General features: G+C 65.1%; 25 protein-coding genes. 22 read left to right on the top strand and 3 right to left on the bottom strand.

Going from position 1 to position 26660, the window contains the following annotated elements:
* The first annotated feature begins 74 nt into the window (after nucleotides 1-74).
* The 17 genes from VGU61_RS18615 to VGU61_RS18695 all read left to right on the top strand — a co-directional run bounded on the left by VGU61_RS18615 (nucleotide 75) and on the right by VGU61_RS18695 (nucleotide 17850).
* On the top strand, nucleotides 75-866 hold the full coding sequence (locus tag VGU61_RS18615; RefSeq protein ID WP_326860815.1) for a prepilin-type cleavage/methylation domain-containing protein: 792 nt from the start codon (nucleotides 75-77) through the stop codon (nucleotides 864-866).
* The gene (locus VGU61_RS18620; protein ID WP_326860745.1) at nucleotides 866-1345 is read left to right on the top strand and encodes a hypothetical protein; all 480 of its coding nucleotides are present in this window, start codon (nucleotides 866-868) and stop codon (nucleotides 1343-1345) included. Before VGU61_RS18615 ends, VGU61_RS18620 begins: the two co-directional genes overlap by 1 nt.
* A gap of 5 nt (nucleotides 1346-1350) precedes the next feature.
* Nucleotides 1351-2637, top strand: coding sequence for a hypothetical protein (locus VGU61_RS18625; RefSeq protein WP_326860747.1), 1287 nt, complete (start codon nucleotides 1351-1353; stop codon nucleotides 2635-2637).
* Nucleotides 2634-3170, top strand: coding sequence for a general secretion pathway protein GspB (locus VGU61_RS18630; RefSeq protein WP_326860748.1), 537 nt, complete (start codon nucleotides 2634-2636; stop codon nucleotides 3168-3170). Before VGU61_RS18625 ends, VGU61_RS18630 begins: the two co-directional genes overlap by 4 nt.
* Complete coding sequence (locus tag VGU61_RS18635; RefSeq protein ID WP_326860749.1) at nucleotides 3167-3838, top strand: hypothetical protein; 672 nt, start codon at nucleotides 3167-3169, stop codon at nucleotides 3836-3838. The genes VGU61_RS18630 and VGU61_RS18635 overlap by 4 nt, the downstream gene beginning before the upstream one ends.
* Entirely contained in the window at nucleotides 3835-4578 is a 744-nt protein-coding gene (locus VGU61_RS18640; protein WP_326860750.1) for a prepilin-type N-terminal cleavage/methylation domain-containing protein, read from the top strand. Before VGU61_RS18635 ends, VGU61_RS18640 begins: the two co-directional genes overlap by 4 nt.
* 26 nt (nucleotides 4579-4604) lie before the next feature.
* A complete protein-coding gene (mshL, locus tag VGU61_RS18645; protein ID WP_326860751.1) occupies nucleotides 4605-6293 on the top strand; it encodes a pilus (MSHA type) biogenesis protein MshL in 1689 nt (562 codons plus the stop codon).
* A gap of 5 nt (nucleotides 6294-6298) precedes the next feature.
* On the top strand, nucleotides 6299-7207 hold the full coding sequence (locus VGU61_RS18650; protein ID WP_326860817.1) for a tetratricopeptide repeat protein: 909 nt from the start codon (nucleotides 6299-6301) through the stop codon (nucleotides 7205-7207).
* Nucleotides 7204-8709 carry an AAA family ATPase gene (locus VGU61_RS18655; protein ID WP_326860753.1) on the top strand — a complete coding sequence of 502 codons (1506 nt, stop codon included), beginning with the start codon at nucleotides 7204-7206 and terminating at the stop codon, nucleotides 8707-8709. The genes VGU61_RS18650 and VGU61_RS18655 overlap by 4 nt, the downstream gene beginning before the upstream one ends.
* Nucleotides 8706-10412 carry a GspE/PulE family protein gene (locus VGU61_RS18660; RefSeq protein WP_326860755.1) on the top strand — a complete coding sequence of 569 codons (1707 nt, stop codon included), beginning with the start codon at nucleotides 8706-8708 and terminating at the stop codon, nucleotides 10410-10412. Before VGU61_RS18655 ends, VGU61_RS18660 begins: the two co-directional genes overlap by 4 nt.
* Complete coding sequence (locus VGU61_RS18665; protein ID WP_326860756.1) at nucleotides 10409-11662, top strand: type II secretion system F family protein; 1254 nt, start codon at nucleotides 10409-10411, stop codon at nucleotides 11660-11662. Before VGU61_RS18660 ends, VGU61_RS18665 begins: the two co-directional genes overlap by 4 nt.
* A gap of 19 nt (nucleotides 11663-11681) precedes the next feature.
* Nucleotides 11682-13727: a prepilin-type N-terminal cleavage/methylation domain-containing protein gene (locus VGU61_RS18670; RefSeq protein ID WP_326860757.1), complete on the top strand. Its 2046-nt coding sequence runs from the start codon at nucleotides 11682-11684 to the stop codon at nucleotides 13725-13727.
* Nucleotides 13724-14854, top strand: a complete 1131-nt coding sequence (locus VGU61_RS18675; RefSeq protein WP_326860758.1) for a hypothetical protein — start codon at nucleotides 13724-13726, stop codon at nucleotides 14852-14854. The genes VGU61_RS18670 and VGU61_RS18675 overlap by 4 nt, the downstream gene beginning before the upstream one ends.
* Nucleotides 14851-16083 carry a hypothetical protein gene (locus tag VGU61_RS18680; protein WP_326860759.1) on the top strand — a complete coding sequence of 411 codons (1233 nt, stop codon included), beginning with the start codon at nucleotides 14851-14853 and terminating at the stop codon, nucleotides 16081-16083. Before VGU61_RS18675 ends, VGU61_RS18680 begins: the two co-directional genes overlap by 4 nt.
* Nucleotides 16084-16134: 51 nt before the next feature.
* Nucleotides 16135-16848: a prepilin-type N-terminal cleavage/methylation domain-containing protein gene (locus VGU61_RS18685; RefSeq protein ID WP_326860760.1), complete on the top strand. Its 714-nt coding sequence runs from the start codon at nucleotides 16135-16137 to the stop codon at nucleotides 16846-16848.
* 41 nt (nucleotides 16849-16889) lie between these two features.
* A complete protein-coding gene (locus tag VGU61_RS18690; RefSeq protein ID WP_326860761.1) occupies nucleotides 16890-17471 on the top strand; it encodes a response regulator transcription factor in 582 nt (193 codons plus the stop codon).
* A gap of 130 nt (nucleotides 17472-17601) precedes the next feature.
* Nucleotides 17602-17850, top strand: a complete 249-nt coding sequence (locus VGU61_RS18695; protein ID WP_326860762.1) for a hypothetical protein — start codon at nucleotides 17602-17604, stop codon at nucleotides 17848-17850.
* A 102-nt stretch (nucleotides 17851-17952) separates the two neighbouring features.
* Here VGU61_RS18695 and VGU61_RS18700 read toward each other — a convergent pair whose 3' ends face one another.
* On the bottom strand, nucleotides 17953-19788 hold the full coding sequence (locus tag VGU61_RS18700; RefSeq protein WP_326860763.1) for a hybrid sensor histidine kinase/response regulator: 1836 nt from the start codon (nucleotides 19786-19788) through the stop codon (nucleotides 17953-17955).
* Nucleotides 19789-20330: 542 nt separating this feature from the next.
* Between VGU61_RS18700 and VGU61_RS18705 the strand changes: the two genes are divergently transcribed.
* On the top strand, nucleotides 20331-21470 hold the full coding sequence (locus tag VGU61_RS18705) for a hypothetical protein (RefSeq protein ID WP_326860764.1): 1140 nt from the start codon (nucleotides 20331-20333) through the stop codon (nucleotides 21468-21470).
* Between the two features lie 49 nt (nucleotides 21471-21519).
* Here the strand turns inward: VGU61_RS18705 and VGU61_RS18710 are convergent, their stop codons facing one another.
* Nucleotides 21520-22101: a chromate transporter gene (locus VGU61_RS18710; RefSeq protein ID WP_326860765.1), complete on the bottom strand. Its 582-nt coding sequence runs from the start codon at nucleotides 22099-22101 to the stop codon at nucleotides 21520-21522.
* Complete coding sequence (locus tag VGU61_RS18715) at nucleotides 22098-22673, bottom strand: chromate transporter (RefSeq protein WP_326860766.1); 576 nt, start codon at nucleotides 22671-22673, stop codon at nucleotides 22098-22100. The genes VGU61_RS18710 and VGU61_RS18715 overlap by 4 nt, the downstream gene beginning before the upstream one ends.
* Nucleotides 22674-22880: 207 nt before the next feature.
* Between VGU61_RS18715 and VGU61_RS18720 the strand changes: the two genes are divergently transcribed.
* The 4 genes from VGU61_RS18720 (at nucleotide 22881) to VGU61_RS18735 (ending at nucleotide 26636) form a co-directional block, all read left to right on the top strand.
* Nucleotides 22881-23336, top strand: coding sequence for a hypothetical protein (locus VGU61_RS18720; protein ID WP_326860767.1), 456 nt, complete (start codon nucleotides 22881-22883; stop codon nucleotides 23334-23336).
* Nucleotides 23337-23440: 104 nt separating this feature from the next.
* Nucleotides 23441-23773, top strand: a complete 333-nt coding sequence (locus tag VGU61_RS18725; protein ID WP_326860768.1) for a hypothetical protein — start codon at nucleotides 23441-23443, stop codon at nucleotides 23771-23773.
* An 11-nt stretch (nucleotides 23774-23784) separates the two neighbouring features.
* Entirely contained in the window at nucleotides 23785-25212 is a 1428-nt protein-coding gene (locus VGU61_RS18730; RefSeq protein WP_326860769.1) for a TolC family protein, read from the top strand.
* A 14-nt stretch (nucleotides 25213-25226) separates the two neighbouring features.
* Nucleotides 25227-26636, top strand: coding sequence for a copper oxidase (locus VGU61_RS18735; RefSeq protein WP_326860770.1), 1410 nt, complete (start codon nucleotides 25227-25229; stop codon nucleotides 26634-26636).
* The last annotated feature ends 24 nt before the right edge of the window (nucleotides 26637-26660 follow it).

A 26660-nucleotide genomic window follows, 5' to 3' on the forward strand; every position in this document is an offset into this window, starting at 1 on the left:
GTAATCCGCAGGAGACCAACATGTCATCACTACCATCCCTGCGCCACCACGAACGCGGCTTCACCCTGGTCGAAATGGCCATCGTGCTGGTCATCATCGGCCTGATCCTCGGCGCGCTGTCGATCGGCAAGGACGTGCAGCGCAACGCCGAGTACCAGAAGGTCGGCAACAAATTCGTTTTTGAATGGAAGAAGGCTTACGACGGCTACTACCAGCGCACCGGCACGCTGCTCGGCGACAGCCAGGTCGCACCGACCGGCATGATCAACGGTAACGAAGCCACGATCGGCGGCGCAACCGCTTCCGCCGGCAACCTGGACGGCGCATTGCCCGGCGTACCGGCAAGCTATGCCAATACCGGGCTGCGTATCTGCAGCGGCCAGGGCTTCGCACAGAATGCCGTCGGCGCAGGCGATCCGAAGCTGGCCGCGCAAAACCTGCGCCAGCTCATGCAGCGCATCGGCATCCGCATGCCGCCCGGCCGCGGCGAAGGCAAGGAAGACCGTTACCAGTACACCGACTCCAACGGCAACATCGCCGAGCTGCAGGTGTGCTTCCAGTGGAATCCGCCGGGCACCATCAGCGGCGCCGGCAACGTGCTGGTGGTACGCGGCCTGACGCCGGATCTTGCCCGCTATCTCGACCAGATGGTGGATGGCAAACCGGACGCGCTCGAAGGACGCTTCCGCATGCAAAACAGCGCAAACAACTCCAGCGAGCCGTCGAACAACCGGCCCGGCACCGAGTGGGCTGCAAACAATACTTACGCCTCCACCGAGACCAGCGCAACGGCGACAGGCACCGGCCAGAACCGCGATGAAAACCAGGTCATGCTGGTCACCGCGCACTGGGTGATGGATCAGTGATGTCTGCGACGCTCACACATCGCGCCGGCAACGTGCTGCTGATCATCGCGGTCTGCGTGCTTGCCGCCGGCGCAGTGGCCTTCGCGTATGCCCGCTCGGCGCATGACAGTGCGCAGCGGGCGGTGCTGGCGGCCGATGCGGAGATGGCGCAGACGCGGTTGCGCCAGGCAAGGGCAGATACGAATCGCGCACTGCTTACCGCCGCCGAGAAGCTCAAGCAGCAGGCCGACGCAGCCGGCACGTCGCCGCAGGGCTGGAGCGAGCGCCATGTCAATGTGCGCCAACAGAACCTGCTGCGTACCGAAGTCAACCAGATCCTGGCCGGCACCGCGCGCCACGCCGGCCAGGTCATGAAGCTGGAGGAATTCGAGCTGTCGGTTACGCAGCCAGATGAAGGCTTGTTCGATATGCCGAAGACCACACGCCAGCCGGTGCTGCTGACACTGCGCGGCATGATGTATTTCCGCCTGGGGCAATAGGACGTATGAAACAGGATCTGATTCTTTCGCTGGACGGTCGCTGGATCAGCCGCCTCGGCGGCAACTGGCAGGCTGCCGCAACCGCGCCTTCGCTGTCCGCACCAAGCCGCATCCTCGGCGATTTCGGCGGCGTCATCGCCGGCGTGGCCGCGGTCGACGTCAAGGCCGAGTTCGCCGGTCCGGTGATCGAGAAGCGGCTGCGTTCCGAAGGCATGCTCGACGCCGAAGCACGCATCCTGCTGCATCGCATCGTCGCCTCCGGAGGCGGAAGCCGCGTGTTCTATAGCGCGATTCCGCTGTCGGCATGGCAATCCGCCTTCACCTGGCTGAAAGGCGAAGCGGCGCTGGCATTGATGTACACGCCGGAGTCGGCAATGCTGCACGCGGCGCGCAGCCACGACATCGTGGTCTTTGCCGCCGGGCGGCAGCTGCGGCTGCTGGTGTCGAACGCCGATGCGCTGATCTACCTGGCGGTGACCGCCTACTCCGAAGACGAAGACGATATGCGGACGGCGCTGGACAATCTTGCCGCCCAGCTCGCGAAGCAGTGGCCTGACCGGCCGTTGCAGCCCACGCTGCTGTGGTGCGACGTGATGGCATCGTCGGCATCCGATGTGTCGGCCCGGACCCTGGCCGCCGCGCTGAATGCGCAACTGACCCGCATGCCGGTGGAGCACGTCCAGGCGGGCGGAGATGACATATACACCGCCGCGCCGGCACTGCTGGCTTCCCTGCCGGTGACGGCGGCGCTCAATCCGCCGGTCGAGCGCGCGGCGTTTTTCGCCGAACAGGCGAAGAAGCCGCTGGCGGCCGTGATCGGCGTCGCCGGCATCGCGCTGCTTGCCGCCGCGGGCTATCTCGGCGCGGAAACCGCGCGGATGAATAACCGCGCATTCGAAACCGCCGCCCGCGCAACCACGCTGGAACAACATGCCGCCGGACTGGATGTGCCGGCGGGACAACTGCTGGTGAAGTACAACCCGACATTGAACCTGCTCGACGGCATGGCCGCCGCGCTGCGCAGCCCGGATGTGCTTAGCCTGCTCGATACGCTGCGCGGCGCCGCCGATCAGCGCGTGCGCATCATGCGTGTGCGGATGGTGGCAACCGACGGCGTTTACCGGGTCGACGGCGTGCCGGTCAGCGGTGCTTCCGGCCAGGCGCTGGCAGGCTTTGTCGCCGCCATGCGCACCGCCGGCTATCGCATCGATGCGGAAGACACCGGCGGGCAAGGCCAGCAGCCGGGTTTCTTTTCCTACCTGGTGCGGCGCGCCGAAGGAGCTCCGCAATGATCAAGTATCTCGCCGTCCTGCTGAACCTGACCGCTCTGCTGGTGCTGGGCGCGGTGGCCGTGCTGGTCGCCAGGCCGCAGCCGCAGGTGCGGCCGATGGTTGCCGAGTCTGCCGCGCCGGCGACCGACACTGCGGCTTCGTCCGCCATGACCCGCCTGCGCGACCTGCAAAACACGCTCGACCAGCTCAACCGGCTGGCATCGTCCGCCGCGCTCCCGGGCGCGCCGCTGGCGCTCGGCGTGGAACCGCCGCCGGCGCCGGTGGCCGCCGCGCCGTCCGTAGCGCGGACCGCGCCGCAAGCGGACGCCGAACCGGCGGTATCGCTCATTTATCTGTCGCAGGACATGCGCAGGGCGGTCATCAACGGCGATATGGTCGGTGTCGGCGACGAACTGTCGAATGGCATGCGCGTCGTCTCCATCGACGCCGAGCGGGTGGTGATTGAAAACCGCGGCCGCCGCATCACGCTGCAGGCCCTGCCGACCCGTCCCGTGGGCGGCGTGACGCGGCAACGGCAGGAAGGCGCAAAGTGAAGAACTGGATCGTCGCGGGCATCGCGGTATTGGTCGTGCTGGTTGCCGCGCTGGTGCTGATGCCGGACCCGCGCCAGCCCGGCATTCCCGGCGTATCCGCGCCGGCGCCGGGCCAGGGCGGTGTCCCGGCCGCGACAGACAAGGCCGGCGGCACCGGCATTTATCCCGGCAGCCAGCCGCCGACGCCACAGGCCGGCACCGGCCCGGCGGCGCCATCGGTCAACACGCCCGCTCCATGGATGAACAATTCGCAGGCATCGGGCGCGACCGTGCCGGCAGGCGGGCAGGAAAAGCAAAAACGCCTGGCTGAACTGCAGGCGCTGCAGGCCGACATCCTGCGGCAGACGCAGCAAGGCCGGCAGCCCGATGCGAAACAGGTGGACGCGACCCTGGCCAAGCTGCAGGAAATCGAAGGCGCGCCGATCGTGGCGGGTGTCAATATTCCGGCAGTGCGCAGCAACCTCGACAAGGCGCAGCAGCTGCAGCAGCTGGCGCAGGAGATGGAGCGCGAAGCCAGGAAGCCGGGTGGCCCCGACATGAACAAGCTGAAGGCACAGATGGCGCAGCTGCAGCAGCTTCAGGGACAGTTGCGCAACGATGTATCGGTCAATCAGCCCGGCATGCCGGCACCTGTGGCTGCGCCGGATGCGGGCGGAACGAAAAAATGAAGCGCTCCGGCAGTCAAGGCACATCCGCGCGCGGCTTCACCGTCACCGAAATGGCATTGACGATCGCGGTCATCGGCCTGATGGCGGCAACCGGCGCGGCCGCCTATGCGCGGCTGGCCGACCGGGCGAACCAGCAGATATCCGTGCAGGCAAGCGCGACGGTGCTGACGGAGGCGGCGATCGCCTTCGCCGCAAGCCGTTTCCGCCTGCCGTGTCCGAGCATGGACAACAGCGGCCATGAAGGCACCGGCGGCGTCTGCGCGGCCACCGATCAGGTCGGCATGTTTCCCTACCTGTCGGTCGGCTTGCCGATGCCGGCGCCCGGATCGCGTGCGCTGTACGGCGTCTATCGCAACGCCGCGGCTGACCTGGCTGCCGCGCGGGAATTTACCGGCGACCCGGCGGGTACTCCCGGCCATGCCGCACGGTCCGATTTCCTGCATGCACTGCGCACCGCGGCCACGCACGGATTATCGGATTCGCATCCTTACCTGACCGGCGACGGCGCCGCGAACGGTGCCGAAAATTGCAGCGGCGGCGCGCGCAGCAATCCGGCGTTCGTGGTTACGCTGCCCGGCGCCGATCGAGACGGCGACGGCCGCGGCTTCGACGGCATCCATCAATCATTGCCCGGCACCGGACGCTGCTTCTCAGCGCCGACCAGGGCGGCGGACAGCGGCTTTGACGACACGACCGAAGCCTTCGGCTTCTATGCGCTCCTGGCGCGACTGAATCACTAAAACACGGCGGACTTGTGGAAAATTCAATGAAAAACAACACGGTTTCTCTGACCCGGTCGGCGCTGTGCGCCATGATCGGCATGGCCCTGCTCGGCGCATGCACCACGCCCACCCAGCGCAGCCTGGAAAACATTGCGGATACCGACCGCAGGACGCTGCAGGCCATGACCGACAACCTTGCCCTGGAATCGGCGAAGCTGGCCGCCGCGCGCGAGGCATGGCTGCAGCAGATCGAGAAGCGCGACGTCGCGCCGGTCCCGGAAGCGGTGCCGCCGCAGTACGATCCGCTGGAAGACATCGTCGTCACCATCAAGCTGCAGAACGCCACGCTGCCGGCAATCCTGCATGTGCTGTCGGAGCAGTCCAAGACCAATATCCTGATCGATCCGGAAGTCATGGCGATCGACAAGCGCGCCAGCTTCTACCTGAACCGGGTGACGGCGCGGGAACTGTACCGCCACATCCTCGAAACCTTCGACCTTGCCGGCACCACCGACGGTAAAACGATCAAGATCAGCCTGCTGGAAGAGCGTTTCTTCAACATCGATTTTCTCAACTCACGCCTGAATGTCGACATCTCCGCCGGCGGCAACGTGTTCGGCTCCACGTCGTCGGCCGGCGGCGCGGGCGGCGGTGGCGGCGACGTCCTGCGCAGCAACATCTCGGTCGGCGGCGGTACCGGCAAGCAGGTCGAGCCCTATGACCAGCTCGAAGCCAGCCTCAAGGGCATCCTGTCCGCGGGCCAGCCTGGCCAGGCGGAGAAGGGCGACAAGGCGGACGCCGACGGCGGCACCGGCCGCAGCAGCTATACGCTCAACCGCTCGTCCGGCACGCTGTATGTGAAGGCGAGGCCGGCGCAGGTCAGGTCGATCGAAAAGTTGATCGACCGCAACAAGACCGCGTTGCGCCGCCAGGTGCTGATCGAAGCGCAATTGCTTGACGTGGAACTGAGCGATGCGTTCCAGTTCGGCGTCGACTGGACACTGCTGCGCAACCATGTCGCGGCGACGGTTGGCGCCGTGCCGGCCACCGCATCCGCCATGTCCGCCATCATCCCGGGCAACAGCGGCCTGCCGGCGCGGGCGATCAATTTCCCGACCCAGCCGGTCGGTTCGCCGGCCGGCCGGTCGACCGGCGTCGCCTACAGCGACAGGAATGTGTTCGCGGCGCTCAACCTGCTGCGCACCTTCGGCAATGTCAAGGTGCTGTCCAACCCGAGCATCCGGGTGCGCAACAACAGCCCCGCGCTGCTGTCGGTCGGCACCAGCAACCGCTTCATCTCGAAGTCGTCGGTGACCGTCACCAACCCCGGCGGCGGCGCGGCCACCACCACCGCCGACGTGCAGACCGATTCGGTATTCGCCGGCATCGTGGTCGGCGTGGTGCCGTTCATCAGCGATCGCGGCAACGTCGATCTGATGATCCATCCGATGCAGACCGAAGTCGATGCGGCGAGCCTGCAATTGCTCGACGTCGGCGGCGGCAATCGCGTGACCCTGCCGAAAGTGAGCTACAAGGGCATGACGACCACGCTGAATATCAAGGATGGCGACACCGTCATCCTCGGCGGCCTGATCGACCAGAATACCTCCAGCACCGACAGCGGCATGCCGGGACTGTCCGATGTGCCGGTGGTAGGTCGCGCATTCGGCGCCCAGGGGACGGCGAATCGCAGTCGCGAACTTATCATGGTGCTGAAGGTGAAACTGCTGTGAGCCTGATGCATTCCGCCATCGCGGCGCTGGACGACCAGTCGCGCGGCCCGAAGGCCACGCCACAGGCGGCAGCGCAAGCGAGCCAGCCACCCTGCATGCGCGAGGCCCGCTGGCCCTGGCTGATCGTGGTCGCGAGCACCGCGATGGCAGTGTGCGGCGCAGGCGCGGTATGGATCTCCCATACGCAAGCGAAATCCGGTCCCGTCGACGCTGCGCCGGTGTTGCCCGCGCAGTCCGCGCCCCGTTCCACAGCCCTGCAGCCGGATGTTACGCTGGCTGCGCTGACGCCGCCGGCCGTCCTTTATCCGGCGCCGGTCGAGCTGCCTGCTCCGGTGCGGGAAAACGTGCCGGTAACGGCAGCGGTGGTCGCCACGGTTGCAAAGCCGGCGGTCCAGGCCGTCACGGCGCCGGCGACGCCGCCTGCCGCACCGACTGCAGGCGCCGACGACAAGGCAGCGGCTGTCGACAGCGCCCCCGCGCAAGCCAGCCCGAAGCCGGTGGAGCGGGTGCCGGCCGGCGCAATCCAGGTCAGTGCCGCCACCGCTCCGGCCGTGGAGAATGTCGATCGCATCGCCGCCGACATACGTCAGGCCATCGACGCCGAACGCTATGACGATGCGACCCGCCTGCTGCAGCAATTGGGCAAGCAGTTGCCGCCCGAAAGTATCACCCTGCTGCGCCTGCGGGCATGGCATGCATTGCGCTCCGGCGATGCGAAGACGTCGCTCCCGCTGTATCGCAGCATCGCCGAGCGCCTGCCGGACGATGAATCGGCATCGATCAACATGGCGCTGTCGCACTGGATGCTCGGGCAAAAGGATGAAGCGCGCCGCATCGTTGCCGGACTGGCCGAGCGCCTGCCCGAATCCGACGCGGTGCGCCAGGCGTTGGCGCGGTTCGGAGACCGTTCATGAGCGCCGGCCTCGCTCCCCAGTTGCGCGCACTCGGCTTCGTGCGCAATCCCTTTCCGCAGACGCCGGATGCGGATTGCTATTTCCGCACGCCGGACATCGAGCGGCAGTTCGCCGAAGTCGAGCATTGCCTGGTCACCGGCAAGGGATTCGTGCTGCTGACGGGCGAAATCGGCACCGGCAAAAGCACCTTCCTGCGCAGCCTGATCGACAAGCTGCTCGATGCCGATTGCCGGCTCGCCTATGTGTTCAATACTTTCCTCAAGGGGCGCGACCTCCTGCTCGCGATCAACCGCGACTTCGGCCTGGAACCCGGTGTCGACATGGCCGACGATCTCGACCGGCTGAACCGATTTCTGATTGAAGCGAACGGGCGCGGGCAGGCCTGCGTGGTGCTGATCGACGACGCGCAGAACTTTGATATCGCCACGCTGGAACTCGTGCGCCTGCTGTCGAACCTGGAAACCCGCCAGCACAAGCTGCTGCAGATCGTCCTGTCCGGCCAGCCTGAACTGGCGCAGCTTCTCGCCCAGCCGTCGATCCGGCAACTCGCCAGCCGCATCGTGCAGCACGTGCAGCTCGCCCCCTTGTCGCAACAGGACTGCACGCGCTACATCGAATTCCGCATCACGCATTGTCTCGGCGACGCATCGGCCCCGATCACGATCGATGACGCCGCCTGCCGTGCCCTGTACCGGCATGCTAACGGCAATCCGCGCCGCATGCACCTGATTCTCGACCGTTGCCTGTACGGCGTCATGACACGCACCGAACGCAGCATCGATGCCGCCCTGATCGACACCGCCGCCGCCGAGGCGGGCATGTTCCCGCATCCGTCCGCACCACCGGTGCCGGTCATGCAGAGCAGGACCGTCCGTCCGTCGATGCGCACGCTGATCGCCACCGCGGTCGCCGGTTGCAGCGTGGCGCTGACAGCCTGGGCGGTGGTGCAGGCGAAGCCATCAGGCTTGAACGCACCGGCCATGCCGGCAACGGTAGCCATCGCCGGCGATAACGAAAAGTCCGCGCTGCGGGGCTGTCTCGATGCGCTCGATGCATCCGCCTGGGTGCCGGTGCTGGAAGCCGGTATCGATGGCGGCATGCAGCCCGCAACGCGCGACGCATTGCCGCACGCTCTGGCGGCACACGGACTGGCGATTGCCGCCGCACCGTCCGGAAACCGGTTAGCCACACCCCATTGCGCCTGGCGCGACCAGGCCGGCGCCTGGGTTCTCTGGCGGCCGAAGCACACGCCCTACGCATTGCAGGACGGTGCGCCGGATGCCACGCGCATGTTGCAGGCCCGACTTGCCGCAGCCGGGTTTTATCGCGATGAACTGGACGGCATGCCGGGACCACGGTCGCGCGATGCGTTGAGCCGCTACCGCGCGCACCACGGATTGCCCGCGACGCCGCTGCTCGACGGCGCGACGCTGTTGCTGCTGGAACAGGAAACGGCATCGGCGGCGAATGGCAAGGATGAATCAAGGATGACCACACGATGAACGCTCCATTAAAGCTTGATGCCATGCCGGAAGAGCAATCGCCGATGATGCTGGGCGAACGCCTCGTCGCACAGGGCAAGCTGTCCGCCGTACAACTTGAATACGCGCTGCAAAAACAGGAGGTCGAAGGCGGCCGGCTCGGGCAATTGCTGATCGCGCACGGCCTGCTGACCGAGCGCGATCTTGCGATCAACCTGGCCGAGCAGCGCGGCATCGACTTCCTGGCCGCCGACCTGGCGCAGGTTCCCGATCCGCAGCTGATGTCACTGTTCAACCGCGAGCTCTGTCTCACGCGCGGCTTCATGCCGCTGGCGCGGCGCAACGGCGCCGTCGATATCCTGCTCGGCAGCGGCGATCCCGCCGATGTGGCCGAACTGGTGCAACGCCGCTGCGGCGTGCGCGCCCACTTCTTCCAGGGCGAGTTCACCTCGGTGGCGCAGATGGTGCGGCAGGAATTCTATTTCGCCCAGCATCCGGTGCAGTCGCTGATTACCCGCGAGGTGGCGCTGCTGGCCGACGATGCCGACCGCACCCGCGGACCGGAAAAGCTGCTGGAGCACGTGCTGACGCTCGCCGTCCGCGAGCGCGCGACCGATATCCATATTGACCCTTCCGGCAGCAGCTTCCATGTGCTGTTCCGCATCGACGGCGTGCTGCGTCCGAAGTTTGCGATGCCGCAGGCACTGTCGAGGCTGCTGGTGTACATCAAGCTCACCGCCGAGATGGATATCTCGGAACAGCGCCGACCGCAGGACGGCAGCCTGCATACCACCGTGTTCGAGACGCCGTTCACGGTGCGGGTATCGTCGCTGGTATCGGAATACGGCGAACGGCTGGTGCTGCGCCTGCTGCCCGAGCGCACCGATCTCGCACGCCTCGACCAGCTCGGCTTCCGCGAGCAGGACATCGCGCTGCTGCAGAAAATCTTCGCCAAGCCGTCCGGCATGGTGCTCCTCACCGGACCGACCGGGTCGGGCAAGAGCACCACGCTGCACGCCGCCCTGCGGCTGCAGGCATTGATCGAACGGAACATCCTGACCGTCGAGGACCCGATCGAATACCGGCTGCCGACCATCTGCCAGACGCAGGTGAACCGCCGCGCCGGGTATGAATTCAGCACCGCCCTGCGGCATTTCCTGCGCCACGATCCCGACGTCATGCTGGTGGGCGAGATCCGCGACGCGGAAACCGCGCAGGCTACCGTTACCGCATCGGCCACTGGCCATCTCGTGCTGTCGACGCTGCACGTCGCAAGCGTATTCGGCGTGGTGCCGCGCCTGCTGCCGCTCGGCCTGGAAGCGCAGACCATCGCGGAAAACCTGGTGGCCGTCATCAACCAGCGCCTGGTGCGCCGCAATTGCCCCTTCTGCATCGAGCAGGTGCCCGTCACGGAAGCGCAGCAGCGCTGGCTCGGCGCGCATGCGGCCAGCCATGTCGGCAAATCCTGCGGCTGCGCGCGGTGCGGCAATACCGGCTATCTCGGGCGCCTGCCGGTGTATGAAATCCTGGTTGCCGACGATGCGCTGTGCAACGCCATCGCCGCCGGAGCATCACGGGCGGCGTTGCGCGAAGCAGCGCTGGCTTCCGGATTTGCACCGATCGCGGAAATGGCGAAGTGGCGCATCGCGCAAGGCCAGACCACCTTCGACGAAGTGGCGCGGGTGATCGGTGAAGAACCGCAACCGGGAGACGCGGCCCGATGAATACTTACGCCTACCGGGTTCTGCTGGCCAACGGCCGGGTGCGCAGCGGCGTGCTGCGCCTGATGGTGGAACGCGATCTGTCGGCCAAGCTCTGGCTGGAGCGGCATTTCAATGCCACGGTGCTGAAGCTGTACCGCTTGCCCGGCTGGTCGACCAGCGTGGCATCCGCGTTGAGCAGCTTCACCCGGCGTCGCCTCCCGGCCGCCGAGCTGAGCGGCCTGTTGCGCGACCTCGCGGTCATGACGCGCGCCGGCGTGCCGATCGTCAATGCATTGAAATCGATCGCCGAGGAAAGCGACGCCGCGCATCGGCCGGCGGCCGCGACGGCCCGCATGCTTGCCGCCGACCTTGATTCCGGCGCCTCGGTATCGGAAACCTTTGCCCGCCATCCCGACCTGTTCCCCGAATCGGTGCGCAACCTTCTCGTGATCGGCGAGGAAACCGGCACGGTGGACCGCATGCTGCTGGAAGCCGCCGAGCATATCGAGCGGCTGTCGGCGCTCAAGCGCGATGTGCGGCAGGCGCTGATCTATCCGTCGTTCGCGTTTGCATCGATCTTCCTGGTCGCGATCTTCTGGATCTACTACGTCATTCCCAACCTGGCTGAACTGTTCACCCAGATGCGGCTGAAGCTGCCAGCGCTGACGGTAATGATCCTGCAGGGATCGCGCTGGCTGCAGGCGCATGCGGCGGTGTCGCTGACGCTCCTGGTGTGCGTATTCCTCGGGATCTTTCTGCTGGTGAAACTGCATCCGCGCTCTCGCCAGGTGGCCTACAGCCTGGCACACCGGCTGCCGATCGCCCGCGTGCTGATCACCGCATCCGGCATGGCGTTCATCACCGAATACCTGTCTCTGCTCATCACCGCCGGCATCGACATTGCCCGCAGTCTCGGCGTGCTGGAGCGCTCCCTGTCGGATGAGTACTACCGCCATCGCATCGCGCAGGTGCGCATCGCCGTGGACAGGGGCGACATGCTGGGTGACGCGATGCGCCAGGTGGGCGGCTTTCCGCCGATGGCGCTGCGCATGATCAAGGTGGGCGAGGAGAGCGGTTCGCTCGACGCGCAACTCGCGCATCTGGCGGGCGAATACCGGCAGCGGCTCGCGCGCCTGATCGCTTCCTTGTCCGAAATCATCAAGCCCCTGGTGATTCTTGCCGCCGGCGCGTTCTTCATCCTGCTGGTGGTGGCGCTGCTGCTGCCGATGTATGAGCTGGTGCGCGAAGCATCGCTGGCGCCGATGCGCTAGAAGAGATGAACGGAAAACGATGCCTGCAATGATGCCGCCACGTCCGATGCTTCGTCCGCCGCAGCGCCGCGCCGGCGGTTTCTCGCTGCTGGAGCTGAGTGCCGCGATCGGATTGCTCGGCATCCTGCTGGTGGCGGGTTATCTGTTCCTCGGCGCGACGCATACCCGCGGCTTCGATGTCGACCGGCGAGCGCAACTCGCTGCCGCCGAACGGGCAGTGGCCGGGTTCGTCGAACTGCACGGCCGCCTGCCATGCCCCGATACGGCCGGCAACGGCTTTGAAAACTGCAGCGCCGGGGTGCAGAAAGGCTGGCTGCCGCATGCATCCCTGGCGCACGCCACTCCCGGACAAGCATCGCTCGGACTGGACGCGAGCGCGCCCGCGCGCGGCGCGGTGCGCATGCGCTACGTGGTGTACCGCGGTACCGGGGCCGACCTCGCGACGAGTACCGACCGGTTCAATCCGGCCAAATGGGACGGCGAGCGCCATGCATTCGGCGCGACGAACGGACTGGATTTCTGCAGCAGCCTGTCGGGCGCCGCGGCGGCAGCGGCAGACGCCGGTGCGGCCCAGATCGTGTCGGGCGGGTTTACCAACATTGCATTTGCCATCGTCGAGCACGGCCAGGATGCCGATGGCGACGGTGATCCTTTCGACGGCGCGCTGAATGGCGGAGCGACCGCGCGTGTCGAGTCGCCGGCCCGGCCGGCGGACGGCGGCTACGACGACATGGTACTGGCGCGCGGACTGGGCGAACTGTCGTCACTGCTGGCCTGCCCGGAAACCGTGCGCAGCGTCGAAACCCTGTCGCGCGCCGCCGATGTGGCTGCCGAAGTGCGTGACCAGCAGATCTGGGCGGCGGTGCTGGCAGGCGTCAACACCGGCGTATCCGCCGTCAAGTCCGGCATCTCGGCGCTGAAGATGGGTCTGGCGATCGCCGCCACCGTGACCGCTGCCGCGACCCTGTCGGCGGCGATCACTGCGTTGTCGGCGGCCATCGCCGCCTGCGCGGTGATCGTCGGCTGCGCGCTGGTGCCCAGCCTGTCGGCCGCGGTAGCGACAGGCGCCGCGGCGGTTGCGGCGGCAGCCACCTCCATCGTGCTCAACGGCGCGGCGCTTGCGGCCAATCTCACCGCGACCGGGATGAGCATCGCGGTGACCGCGAAGGCGGGCATCGCCGCCACGCCGACCACCACCGACCTGGCGAAATACCTCGCCGACATGCAGGCCGCCGCCGCGCAGGCCGACGCGAAAGCGCTCACCGCGCAGTCGGAAGCCACCACGGCACGCGCCGCGGCCAACACCGCGAAGACGGCCTACGACAACAATGTGACGACCTTGTACAACACCGCGCACAGCTACGACCGCGCCGGCAATCCGCGCGATACGTATCTCGATACCGCGCTGGCCGACTACCGTGCCTACCTGGATGCGCGGGCGACTTACGAAGCGCTCAAGGGCGCTGCCGACAATGCCCGCAAGGAAGCCAACGATACCGCCGCCGCGCTCAATGCGCCGGCATTCGAATTACCCGCCGGGCTGCCGGCGGACGTGAATACCCAGGTCACCTCGGGCGACCAGTTCAAGCAGATCCAGCAGGACATGCAGGCCAGCCTGCGTACCAAGGCGGCGGAGCTTGCCGCGGCGGCAACCGCCGCCGAACAGCGGGCCAGCGCCGCGCTCACCACGTCGAATACCGCATGGACCAAGTACAGCGCGTCGCGCGACACGGCGATCAATGCCTACAAGTACAGTTACAGCACCACGGTGGATAACAAGACCACCACGACGAATGTCGACGGCAGCGCACAGGTACGCACCGCGCTCGATAACACGACCAAGGCGTATGAGACCTATCTCGCGAGCGACCGCGCCGCCACCGAAAAGGAACGTGCCGCGACATCCACCCGCACCAGTGCGAACAATCTGCAGGCTTCGGTGACGAATTTCCAGAACGAGCTCAACAAGGTGCCCGCCGGCGGGACGACGCCTTCCGCCATTTCGGTATGGCAGGGCGCGGAAGCAATCCTGCGCCAGGCGGACCAGTCAGGAACGGTCAAATGACGCAGCAACGACATCCTCCGCGACACATGAAATACGCGATGCGCGGCCACACGCTGGTCGAACTGGCGCTGGCCATGATGATCGCCGGCCTGATCGGCCTTGCGCTCTGGCAGCTTGTGCCGCGTGTCAAAAGCCTGCCTGCGGTCGCGCGCCTGACCGCCACGCCGCTCCAGACAGCCGAACAGGCATTGCAGGGATATGTCCTCATCCACGGTCGCCTGCCGCTGCCGGCCAGCACGCCGGGCGGCGCTGAAGACGCAACGTTCGCGGGCACCACCGGCTGGCTGCCGGTGCAAACCCTCGGCATCACTCTGCGCGCACCGATCCGGTATGGCGTTTATCGCGCACCGTCAAACCTTATCCCCGAAGACGCCGACCTCGCAACGGCGAAGAACCGTTACGTGCAAATGCTGCCGCCGGGCGCTGTGTCGGCAGGGATCAACGGACTCGATTTCTGCGCGGCGCTGATCAACGCGCAACGCACGCCGGGCGCGTCGCTCACCGCCGGCACGCCCGCCGCGCCGATCGCCTACGGACTTGCCGTTGCCGGCAGCGACGGACAGTTCGCCGGCCTGAACACGACGGCGGGCCGGTTCGAAGCCGGCGGCACGCCGAAGAATGCCGCCTACGACAACGAAACCGTGACCGTGGGCGCGCCGGAATTGTTCGGCAAGCTCGGCTGCGTGAGCCGCATCGCCGCTGCCAACAGTGCCGCGCGTGCCGCCTACGCGGCGTATGACAGCGACCGGGTTGCGGCAATGATCCTGCGCTTCCGCACGTTTGCGATATCGGTGCGCGAACTCAACCTGACGCTTGCCGGTGTCGGCGTGGCGCTCGCGACGGTGGACCTGATCGATGCGGTGGCGACCACCGCGACCGCCATCGCACTCGCGGTCGAAACCGCAGGCGGACTGGCCGGCGCCATCGCCGGCGGCGCGCTTGCGATCGCTGCCGCCACCGCCTCCGAGGCCGCCGCGATCGCATCGACCGTCACCGCTACGCAGGCGCTGCAAAAGGCAAGGGAACAAGAGCTCGCGGCCCAACAGTACAAGGCGGTGAGCAGCGCCGAGGCGGCGGCTGCCGCCGCGCGGGCAACCGGCCAGGATGCGAAAGGATTGCTGCCATGAGCAATGCACCCGATATGCAGCGTGCGCGCGGATACACGCTGATCGAACTGTCGATCGGCATTGGCCTGCTGGGCCTCGTGCTGATCCTCATCTGGCGTTTCGGCTTCGTTGCCAACCAGCGCATCGCCGAAGCGGAAGCGCCGCCGGCGCTGGCCGCCGCCGAGCAGGCGTTGATGGGTTACGTCGCCGCGAATAACAGGCTGCCTTGCCCCGACATCAATAACGACGGCGTGGAGGATTGTGGCCTTATTGTTGCAGGCGAACCATGCCCGGACCTGAATGGCGACGGCGTGGCGGACTGTACCGGCCTTGCAAACCGGCTGCCGGTAGTGACGCTTGGACTTGCACGCGCCGATCTGGCGGCAGTGCGATACGGCGTCTACCGATCCTATTCAGCGAGTGCCCGATCCGATGCCGATCTTGCCGCGTCGCGCGACCGCTTCTGGCCGCTGCTGGCAGGCGGCACGCCGGTAGCGGCGGTCACCACGCCCCTCGGCCGTAGTGGCGGCATCGATTTCTGCACCGCACTGGCCAATGCCGGCGGAGCGGTCCGGAACCCCGGCCTGCTTGCCATCCGCGATGGCGGTGGCAACGTCGTGCGCAACGTCGCTTATGCGCTGGCCTTGCCCGGCACGCGTGACGCCGACGGCGACGGCAATCCGTTCGACGGCGGCAATACTGTCGCCGCCTCTTTCGCGGCGCCTTCGACAACCGTCACCGGCAACTATGACGACACCGTACGCGTCGCGGATTTCGCCCAGGTGTTCGAGCGGATCGGTTGCGCCGGCATGCTTGCCGCCGCCGGCCATGCCCATCCGAATGCAGCCAGCAGCGCCGCCATTCTGGACACCAGCATGGGCGATTACCATTACCAGCTCGAACTCGCCGCCGAAATGGCCGGTGCCAAGGTGGCCAGCGCCACCGCAGGCGTCGCCTCGGCCGCGGCCGGCGTATCCACCGCAGCGGCCACCATGCTCATCGCCGTGTCTCAGACATTGGTGTCGCAAGGTGCGCTGGCCGGCATCATCGCCGCCGGTGCGGCCGCGGTGGCGGCGAACGCGGTCGCCACCGCGGCGTCGGCGGCGACACTTGCCGTGGCAATCGCGGCCAAGGTGATCGCCGATGACCGGGTGAAGGAATTCCAGCCCATCCGTACCGAAGCGTCCGCGCTGGCGACCGAGTTGCGCACGAACGCGATCAACGCCGACCGCGCCGACATGTTCCGCTGATCACCATGTATTCCATTCGCTCATAGCGCATCCATTCCCGGACACCAAGCCATGCCATTTCTTCATCTGTCATCCGCACCAGCATCGCGCCGCCAGCGCGGTTTCACCATTGTCGAATTGTCAGTGGTACTGGTCATCATCGGGCTCATCCTGGGAACCGTCTCGATCGCGAAAGACGTGCAGCGCAATGCCGTCTACCAGCGCATCGCGAGCGACTTCGTGCAGGGCTGGGCCATCGCCTACGACCGCTTCTATGACGGCAACGGCATTGCGCCCGGAGATACCGCCGCCGCGCCGACCGGACGTGTTGCAGGCGCGGCGAATACCGCTTTGTGCGGGGCAAACCTGATTGCTACAATGCAGGCCGCCGGTATCGCCATGCCGGAAGGACGTACCGCCGGTACGCCCGACCGCTATGCTTATCTGGACAGCAACGGCAATCCGCAGGAGTTGCAGGTCTGCTTCCAGAATGTGCGCTGGAGCGAGCCGGGCGCGGCACCCGGCACCTTCGTGGTACGCCAGCGCAATGTGATGGAGCTGCGCAATCTCACACCCGCGCTGGCCAACATGCTCGACAGCCAGTTCGATACCGTGGTCGATGCGCGCTTCGGCCGCCTGCGCGAGCAGGTCCAGGCCGCGGGTACCGGCGCGGCCGGCATCGCCTGGGCCGTCGATGAACGCACGGCATTCGGTGCCGCCTTGCCTACCGCGCTGGATGAATCGCAAGTGGCGGTCATGCAGGCGTTTCTGCTGATGAGCCGCTGAGCGTTCCGGCCGCGTAGTCCGTATTGCAATAGGAATTTTTCATGACCACCGTATTGATCGTCGACGACCATCCCCTGGTACGCGGCGCACTCATGCAGCAGATCACCTCGCTGCTTCCCATGGCCAACGTGATTGCCGCCGGCAGCGCCGATCAGGCCCGCACTGCGGCACGCCAGGCAGCGAAGCTCGATCTGGTCCTGCTCGACTTCAACCTCCCCGACTCGGACGGACTGGCGCTGCTCAACGAATGGCGCACCACCCTGCCGGGCGTGCCGGTCATCGTCGTCACCGGCGAATCGCATGTCGCGCAGGCCGTACAGGATGCCGGTGCGGCGGCCTTCGTGCCGAAAAGCGCGTCCGAATCCACCTTGCGCGACGCCATCGCGCAGGCATTGCGCATTCCCGGCGCCGACGGTGCGACGAGGACGGCGCTGGACATGCTGACGCCGCGCCAGCAGGAAGTGCTGCGCGCGCTGGTGGCGGGCAAGAGCAATCTGGATATTGCAAATCACCTCGATATATCGGAACCCACCGTCAAGGTGCACCTGACGGCGATTTTCAAACTGCTCGGGGTGGTCAGCCGGACGCAGGCGGTGCTGTCGGCGCGTGCTGCGGGCTGGTAGTGGATGGAACTTCGGTAACGAGGATTGTCAATTTCTTTGCTCACGTCCTTTCCGGCCTATTGACTGCGGAAGTGTTCGATGTGGTTTCATCGCATGAGGGATGTCCCGAGCCGCTTTCGATTCGGAAACTGTGGCTGTTGAAGTGCTCTTAACCGAACCTTTTTGTCCTCGAAGCCAGGTGGCGGTCATGAAAAACAAAAAGAAAAACATCTTTTCGCTTGACCGCGACGGCGGACGGGAAAAGATCAATCGGGCGCTTTATTCCCCGCAACAGTACCGGCATGAAAACTCGCACGGACAAAAGGGGCGAGGTTGGAGCTTCATCCTTGCCGTCATTATCGGCGTGGTCCTGGGATGGGTTTTCTATCTGATTGCGTAAGGAAATGCGTACGCCGATTCTGGAGCGGTATTGGCTGCATCAGGCGGAACCTCGGTGGCTGAGATGAAAGACGGGACGATGTTCGCTTTTGTCCTGCGACGTTTATGTCCTTTCGTTTACATTTCCATCCAGACTCATCACCGGCTCCGCGAACAGCGTCGCCAGATGCGATGCCAGCAGCGCCGGCTGCAAGGGCTTGTGCAACACCAGGAGCCCGCTCGAATACGCATGCCGCAGTTGCCGGGTATCGGTTTCCCCGGTCACCAGGATCGCCGGTATGTTTTCGGCAAACTCGTCGCGCAGGCGGCTGATGGCTGCGATGCCGTCGATGACGGCTTCATGCGCGAGCTTTCCCTGCAGATGGAAATCGCTGATGATCAGATCCGGACAACGGGTGAATGTCGCCGCTTCCTCCAGCAACTCGTCGTAAGTATGGCCGCCGTGTACCTGCGCACCCCATGACGCCAACAGGGTCGTCAGCGCCCGCACGATCACCGGATCGTCATCCAGCACCACGACCAGCCTGCCACTAAGCGACAGTTCGGTTATCGCCCCCGATGCATGCGCCGACGGCAGGGCAGGCGCATCGCACAATGCCATTTCGACACTGAAGCGTGTGCCATGGCCGACGCGCGAGCTTACGTTGATGCGGTATTGGAGCAGATCGCCCAGACGTCGCACGATCGACAATCCAAGTCCCAGGCCCTGGCGGCGCACAAGGGACTGCGGCGCGAGCTGCACGAATTCCTGGAAGATGTCGCACAGCAGATGATCCGGAATGCCGGGCCCGGTATCGATCACATCGATGACAAGCCTGTCGCCGCGTTGCCGCAACGCGAACAGCACGCTGCCGCTTTCGGTATAACGGATCGCGTTCTGCAGCAGATTGCGCAGCACGCGCTCCAGAAGGGGCGCATCGGTATGCACGTAGGCTTGTTCCAGCCGGGGCGACAGGTGAAAACGCAATGCCAGTCCCTTGCCGCGTGCGATGAATTGATGCTCCGTCACGATACGGCGCGCGAAGGGTGCCAGCGCGAACGTTGTCGGCTCGGGCTGAATGACGCCTGCGTCCAGCCGCGAGATATCGAGGATCGATGAAAAAAGATCATTGGTGGAAGCCACGCAGGACTCCATGTCGGCCACGGTCTGCAAGGCCGGTGCCGGCAGCGGCATCCGGTTCAGGGACGCGAGGAACAGGCCGAGCGCATGCACCGGCTGGCGCAGGTCATGACTGGCCGCCGCCAGGAAGCGCGACTTGGCGATATTGGCCTGCTCGGCCTGCTGGGATTTCTGGCCGAGCGCCTCGGCCAGGGCCGCGTTCTGGTATTTCAGGATGATGGCGTTATTGAGCGAGCGCGACAGAATGCGGGCGAACATTAGCGCGGTGACGCCGTACAGGGCGGAAGTGAACATCAGGTAGCCACGCCACTCCAGGTCCGGCAGCGTGGACAGGCCGATGAATCCGCCGATCATGATCGGCGCGGCATAGACGACGAAGGTACGCAGGTGGATCGCATAGGAGTAGATGCCGGCGGTGACCATGCCGAGCAGCAGCAGGTCGAGCATCATGTGATGCCGGATGCTGTCCGGGACGAACATCAATATGCCGCCGAGGCCCCAGCCGCAGCCGGCGGCGAATGCGGAGATCTGGAACCACCGCATCCAGCGCGGATCGCTTTTCTGCTCTGCAGGGCAGCGCGCGAAACGCCACGACAGTACGCCGCGCGCCATTGCCACCAGCACTGTTACGCCGATCCACAACAACGACAGGTAATCCGGCACGCGGTCCCGCAGCACGGCCGCGGTCGCCAGAGTGGCGATGACCGTGCCGATGTAACCAATCGGCGCAGTCGCGTAAAGCTGGCTGATCTGGTCGGTGCGTAGCGAATTGGCAATGTCGACGTCGTTCGTATCGGTCTGCGGGGTTGCGCTGTTCATGCTGTAGAAGTCGGATGGGCGTTGCAATACGCGGAATCGAGATCCGATGTTGATGCGTTCGAATTCTTTTGTCCAGTCCGTCGCTGGCGCGACGGCGGGCGGTGCAAATCACGCAAGGCGTCTGAAATCGAAGCAGGCGCTTGATGTCAGCGCAATGGATATAAGAATGGGTAGTTCAATTAGTTGTTTTTCTCCGACACTCGATGGTGTCGATACATGGTCGTTCGTCTAACACACTCGGTTTTCGAGGAATTTAGTTGCCTAAAAATTAAGCAGTGCAGTCCGCATGCACCGCATGCTTCGGATCCCGGGATTCTTGCGCTGCCCCTTGTCGAAATCACTAAGTCTTCCGCACATGTCACCAGGGTTTGCGCGCGATCAAGCCCGCAGCATGCGGACCCAAAACCTAAGCCTGCTTTTGTAACTCAAAGTAGCTCGGAAGGAGATATGCAGGGAGAGGCAGTCCTGTCCGCACCTTGGCGTTCGTATAACTCATCCCTCCGCAAGGCTGCGTGTAGCGTGTACTTATTGGAGATAAGACGATGTTGAACAATCTGAAGGCGATCCCGGCGATGGGCCTGGTGATGTTGTTAAGTGCATGCGGAGGTGGAGGTAACGCGGATATCGGTACATCGAGTGCCGGCACCCAGACGCGTCCCACGGTATGGACAGTGGAAGGACGATACTTCAACAGTTGCGAGCTCAGTCCGGGCTGTTCGGGCAATCCCTATGCGCCATTCTTCTCTTACGTATCGGCAGCCCCGGCGAACGGCGCGACGCTGAGCGGCAAGGTGAGAATAGAACTGCGCGGGAACGAGATGGCCAATGCCGAACTCCTGCCCGCCAATGGCTACTCGCCGATCCACGCAAGTTTCAACATCACGCCGGACCGCACGCTCGCCTGGCTCGACCTTGACACGACGGCATTGCCGAACGGACCACTGAATGTGCGCGTCAGCACCTACAACGTGCCGCCCGGACAGGGAGGCGGCAATGAGATCGTTGCGATGCCGGCCCGTACATGGAACATCGACAATCCGGTCACGCCGCCTTCCGCATTCACCGCGGCGGTCGTCACCGCGCCGGCGGATGGCGCGGTCGTCAGCGGCATCACGCGGCTGGAAGTGCGCGGCAGCGGCATCGTCAATGCCGAGTTGCTGCCGGCCGACGGCTATGCGCCGCGCCTCGGCGTATTCAATGTGTCGGCCGACAAGACTGTCGCCTGGCTGGATTTCGATTCCGGTTCCTTGCCCGACGGCGTCCGGGATGTGCGGATCGCTGCTTACAATGTCGCGCCCGGACAGCGCAACGGCGCGGAGATCATTGCCATGCCCGCGCGCCGATGGCAGTTTGCCAACGGCACCGCATCGTCGGCACCTTTCACGGCGACAGTCACGATGGCACCGGCCCACGGCGCCATCGTCAGCGGGCGGATCCTGCTGGAGGTGCGCGGTACCGGCATCCGGAATGTCGAGTTGCTGCCGGCAAGCGGTTATGCGCCGCAGCTCGGCATCTTCAACATCTGGGCCGACGGGACATACGCCTATCTGCTTCTGGATACGGCCAGCCTGCCGCCCGGCATATTGAATGCGCGCATCAGCGCATTCAGCGTGCCGGCCGGACAGCCGAACGGACGCGAGATCATCGCGATGCCGGCGCGGCAATGGGATGTGAGACGGTAAGAAAGTGTGGGCAGGCCGGCGCATGATGTGCGCCGGCCGGAGAACGCGCCTAACTCAGCCAGAACCAGCCAAGCACCGCGCCGGCGCCGAGGAGCCACAGCATGTGGATGCGCGTATGCCAGACAACCAGCGTGCTGGCGGCGGTCAGCAGCCAGAGCGGCCAGTCCTCCACCGTTCCGTTGTTGGCGCCGGCCAGTACCCAGCCGGTGGACAGGATCAGCGCCACCACGATCGGCGCCATGCCCTGCTTGAATGCACGCACCGCGCGCAGCTCGCGGTTGCGGTGCCCCCATCGCGCGGCGACGTAAGTCAGCGTCGTGCTCGGCAGTAGGATGCCGAGCATCGTCACGAGTACGCCGGCCAGTCCGCTCAGCATGCCGCCGCCGTTGAGGCCGACATGCCATCCCATCAACGCGACGAACAATACATTCGGCCCTGGCGCAGCCTGGGCGATTGCGATCGATGCATTGAACTGCGCATCGGTCAGCCATTTCTGCTGCTCGACCAGGAAGCGGTGCATGTCGGGCGCGGTCGAAATCGCGCCGCCGATCGATAGCAGCGACAGCAACAGATACTGCGCGAACAGCAGCAGCCACTCATGCCAGCCGAGATGAATGGTCAGTTCGCTCATGGCTTGAGCCTGCGGTAGGCGAGAACGCAGGCGACGCTGCCGAGCACGGGGAGCACCAGCACCAGCGGCAGGCGCAGTACCGCGATCGCCACGAGACAGGCACCGCCCAGGGCGATGCATGCAGGCAAGCCGAGCACGCTCTTTTTCAGTACGACCAGCAGCTTGAAGCCGGTGGCGGAGATCATGCCGGCGACCACCGCGCCCATGCCGCGCAACGCCGCCGCCAAGTGCGGACTATCGGCATAACGTGCATAGAAAATGGCGGCCACCAACACTACGATCAAAGGTACGCACAGCATGCCGGCAAGCGCGGCCAGCGCGCCGCGCAACCCGAAGTAGCGCGCGCCCAGCATCAATGCCAGGTTGACCACATTCGGCCCCGGCATGATCTGCGCGACTGCCCATTCCTCGACGAACTCCTCCTGTGTCAGCCAGCGTTTCTTTTCCACCATCTCGCGCTGCACGATGGCAAGCACGCCGCCGAAGCCCTGCAGGGCCAGGAATGTGAAGGACAGAAAAAGATCGGTGAGCGATTCGGGGCGGGGACGCTCTTCCGCTGCGGGTTGAAGCATGAATGGGGGCGAACGAGTTGGTGGGAAGGCATCAGTTTACCGGCTTTGCCGGCGGGCGTCCGGGTCAAAGTCAGGAAGCCGTTCGCGGAACACGCCTTCCGGCATGGCAACCGGCATTCAAAAAACGCTTGACCTTCCCGCCATGGGAAGGTCCACAATGCGGTTTCATTCGATGGACCGCTTGAAGTCGCATGCTAGACTAATTCCATGACGCGCTTTTTCAAGACATTGTTGCTTTGGCTGCTGATTGCCGCTCTGCCTGTGCAAGGCATGGCCGCGGTCGTCAAGGCGTCGTGCGGGCCGCAACGTCACGATAACGCTTCAGCCAAGATGCTTTCCCATTCGCATCATCACCATACGCATGCGGCGCATCATCATGACGGCCATGGCGATGAGCATGCAGCATCGCATCCGGTAACGACCGCCGACGACATGCATGCGGCCGACGCCATGGATGGTGCAACCGATTCGGAACACGTCCACAAGAGTGCAAGTTGCAGCGCTTGCGCCTCCTGCTGCGCAGGTGCCGCCGCACCGCCCTCGATGAGGGCATGGACGCCGCCGTTCCAGCATGGCGAAACCGTACTTCTTCTCCCCGAAGTGTCATTCACCGCGTTTTTCCCGTCCGGACTTGAACGTCCACCCCGGCCTTTTTCCGCCTGATCGCCACTGAAAACGGATGGTGAGCGGCAATCGCTCGTCCGACCGGTTTTCGAATCTGCCGCGTGCCGACGCACGCCTGTTCTGTCGATTTCAAAGAGAAAAACATGTTACCCAGACAATGGCCCATGAAGGCCGCATTGATGGCCGCATTTGCTGTATTGCCTTGCACGCATTTCGCTCTCGCCGCCCCACCCGCAGCGAAACAATGGAACCCTGCCGATCCCGGTGCGCCGGCCGGTGCATTCCGCTATGAATCCGCTTTCGACAACTATCGCGCGGCGACAGCGGAGAGCCAGCCGGTGAAGGCATGGCGTTCCGCGAACGACGAAATGGGAAAACTGGGCGGGCATGCCGGGCACATGAAAGAGGCTGCCGGACAGGCAGCAACCGTAGCGCCCCGGGAAGCAAACGATGCGGCGCACGCACGGCATCGCTGAGAGGGGGCGAAATGAACTTCAACGACGACCGTTTGCGGCTCGCCGCGCTCGCCATCGCCGCGCTGATGTTGAGCGGTTGCGCCACGTTCTCGAAGGACGGCGGGATGGATGCCGTTTCGGCAATGACCTCGGAGCGCACCGGACAGGCGATGCAGCTCGCCAGGCCCGACGGCAACGCGGATGAGGCATCAGGTGCTGCCAGCCGGCAGGTGCAGGAACTGCTGATGAAGCCGCTGACGCCGGACAGCGCCGTGCAGATTGCATTGCTCAACAATAATGGATTGAAAGCATCGCTTGCCGAACTCGGCATCGCGGAAGCCGATCTGATCCAGGCCGGCCGCCTGCGCAATCCCGGCTTTTCCTTTGGCCGCTTGCGTGGCGGAGACGATGTCGAAATAGAACGCAGTGTCATGTTCGATCTCGTCGGCCTGCTGACTCTCCCGGTCAGAAGCGGGATCGAACAGCGGCGTTTCGAGCAGGCGAAGCTGCGGGCCGCATCGCAGGCCGTGCAGCTCGCGGCGGATACGCGGCGCGCCTATTTCAACGCGGTCGCCGCGCGGCAGACCGCGCAGTACATGGAACAGGTGCAAAGCGCCGCCGAAGCCGGCGCCGAACTGGGCCGGCGGATGGCAAGAGTCGGCAACTGGAGCAAGCTCGATCAGGCCAGAGAACAGATCTTCTATGCCGAAGCCACGGCGCAGGTGGCCCGCGCCCGTCACAACGCGACGGCGGCACGCGAGCAGCTCACCCGCCTGCTCGGTCTGTGGGGACAACGTGCCGCATTCACCTTGCCGGAACGTCTGCCCGACCTGCCGAAGTCGCCGCATGACATCGCCGATGCGGAACAGAAGGCGATGTCCCAGCGCCTCGATGTGCAGATGGCGAAGCAGGACGCCGCGGCCACGGCGAGCGCCTTGGGATTGAGCCGGGCGACCGGTTTCATCAACGTATTCGATGCCGGTTACATGAACAAGAGCGAGACCGGCCATGCGCGTGCGAACGGCTATGAAATCGAACTGGCGATCCCCCTCTTCGACTGGGGCGGCGCACGCACCGCGAAGGCCGAAGCGGTCTATATGCAATCGGTGCATCGCACCGCCGATACGGCGGTCCGCGCCCGCTCCCAAGTGCGGGAAGCGTATTCGGCCTACCGCACTACCTACGATCTTGCCAGGCACTACCGCGATGAAGTCGTGCCGCTGCGCAAGACAATATCCGACGAAGTGCTGCTGCGCTACAACGGCATGCTGACCGGCGTTTTCGAACTGCTGGCCGATGCGCGCGACCAGATCAACAGCGTCAACACCGCGATCGAAGCGCAGCGCGATTTCTGGATCGCCGACACCGACCTTCAGGCGGCCATCAATGGCGGCGGTGGCGAGGGTCCGCAACCGATGCGCAGTGTGGCGCCGGCAGTGAATGCCGCTGAAGAACATTAAGGAAGGAAGCAATCATGGTTTCACGCAGAGACTTTTTCATGGGTGCCGGCGCGGTTGCCGCAGTGGCCACGGGCGCGAGCCTGGTCAGCCGCGCCGGCGCGGCCACGCTGCCCGAAGCGCCGCTGATGGAGAGCCCCGGCACCCAGCCGCCGCTGGCGCCGCCAAACGGCCGTCCCTACAACCCTGTCGTCACGCTCAACGGCTGGTCGCTGCCCTGGCGGATGAACAACGGCGTCAAGGAGTTTCACCTGGTAGCGGAGCCAGTCGTACGCGAGCTCGCGCCCGGCATGAAGGCCAACCTGTGGGGCTATAACGGACAATCCCCCGGACCGACCATCGAGGTGGTCGAAGGCGACCGCGTACGCATCTTCGTCACCAACAAACTGCCCGAGCACACCAGCGTGCACTGGCACGGCCAGCGGCTGCCCAACGGCATGGACGGCGTGACCGGCCTGACGCAACCCGGTATCCCGTCCGGCAAGACCTTCGTCTATGAATTCATCGCGAAGCGGCCCGGCACCTTCATGTACCACCCGCACGCGGACGAGATGACCCAGATGGCGATGGGCATGATGGGCTTCTGGGTAACGCATCCGCGCGATCCGAATCTCATGAAGGTCGACCGTGACTTTGTCTTCCTGCTAAGTAATTACGACATCGATCCCGGGAGTTTCACGCCGAAGGTCAGCACCATGCTCGACTTCAACCTCTTCACCTTCAACAGCAGGGTGTTCCCGGGCATCGACTCGATGAACGTGCGGCAGGGCGATCGTGTGCGTATCCGCTTCGGCAACCTGACGATGACCAATCACCCCATCCACCTGCACGGCCATGAATTCGTCGTCGCCGGCACCGATGGCGGATGGACGCGCCCTGAATCGCGCTGGCCGGAAGTGACGACCGATGTCGGGGTCGGGCAGATGCGCGCGATCGAATTCGACGCCACCGAGCCTGGCGACTGGGCATTCCACTGCCACAAATCGCATCACACCATGAATGCGATGGGACACAACCTGCCGACCATGATCGGCGTCGATCACCGCGGCGTCGCCCGGCAGATCAACAAGCTGGTGCCCGATTACATGGTCATGGGCGAGCGCGGCATGGCCGACATGGGCGAGATGGAAATGCCGCTGCCGGACAACACCCTGCCGATGATGGGCGGGAAGGGACCGTTCGGCAGCGTCGAGATGGGCGGCATGTTCACCGTCGTGAAAGTGCGCAAGGACCAGAAGCCCGGCGATTACCGGGACCCGGGCTGGTACAGGCATCCCGCCGGAACAGTCGCCTATGAGTGGAAGGGCGAGGTTCCTGATGCCGCCCGCAGCAGCGCGGCCGGCGGCCAGTCGATGCCGCCCACCGGCAAACCGGCGAACGTCGACATGACCGTGCGCAAGCCGTCAGGCCATGCCGGTCACCATTGAATTTCGCAACTTTCAAGGAAACCT

This window comes from Noviherbaspirillum sp. (assembly GCF_035944575.1).
GTDB lineage: Bacteria > Pseudomonadota > Gammaproteobacteria > Burkholderiales > Burkholderiaceae_D > Noviherbaspirillum.